The sequence below is a fragment of the Pseudomonas sp. EL_65y_Pfl1_R83 genome, assembly GCF_963970695.1.
In the GTDB taxonomy this organism is placed as follows: domain Bacteria; phylum Pseudomonadota; class Gammaproteobacteria; order Pseudomonadales; family Pseudomonadaceae; genus Aquipseudomonas; species Aquipseudomonas tritici.
On record NZ_CAXAQI010000086.1, the window covers coordinates 1 to 698 of the forward strand.

2 protein-coding genes are annotated in these 698 nt (G+C 62.0%); both read left to right on the top strand.

Going from position 1 to position 698, the window contains the following annotated elements; translation table 11 throughout:
- Positions 1-230 (top strand): hypothetical protein (locus AACY08_RS27750; RefSeq protein ID WP_339472303.1); only part of this gene is annotated, 230 nt, incomplete at its 5' end.
- A 61-nt stretch (positions 231-291) separates the two neighbouring features.
- Entirely contained in the window at positions 292-696 is a 405-nt protein-coding gene (locus AACY08_RS27755; RefSeq protein ID WP_339472304.1) for a MerR family transcriptional regulator, read from the top strand.
- Positions 697-698 lie beyond the last annotated feature (2 nt).

Sequence of the window (698 nt, forward strand, 5' to 3'; positions counted from 1 at the left end):
TCACCTTGGATCGCGGCGGGGAAGGCGGCGATTCGGCCTGCAGCTTCGATGCCCGTTTCGAGGGGGACCGGATCGTCTTTCCGCCGCGCGTGCCCGATGGATGCCAAAAGGTCTGCATCCATCGCGCGTCGATCGCTGCACTGGATGTGGCACGGCTCAGCGAGTCGATCTCGGAGGCATCGACCTTGCGCGATAGCCGGGGCCGGTTGCTTTGCGCTGGCGGCGGTTGAGCTTGACGTTCACGTAAGGGTAAACTATTTGTCGCTCATGCCTAGCGGTCCAGCCTATGCCGTGATCGATCGCCACCCGACGCGCGATCACTTTTCCATTTCCGATTTGTCGGCCGAATTCGGCGTAACCGCACGGGCGTTGCGCTTTTACGAGGACGAGGGGCTGATCGCGCCTGAGCGGCGCGGCACCTCGCGCATCTACTCGCAGCGCGATCGCGCGCGGCTTGCCTGGATTTTGCGGGGCAAGCGCGTTGGCTTCAGTCTCGGCGAGATTCGCGAAATGATCGACCTGTACGACATTGGCGATGGTCGCCAGGTGCAGAAGGCAACCACCATCGCGCGGTGTCGGGAGCGCATGGCGCTGCTCCAGTCGCAAAAACACGATATCGATGCGGCGATTACCGAACTTGCCGACTTCGTCACCTTGCTTGAAACCAATGGCGCACAAGGCCGCCTGAAGGACTGAAC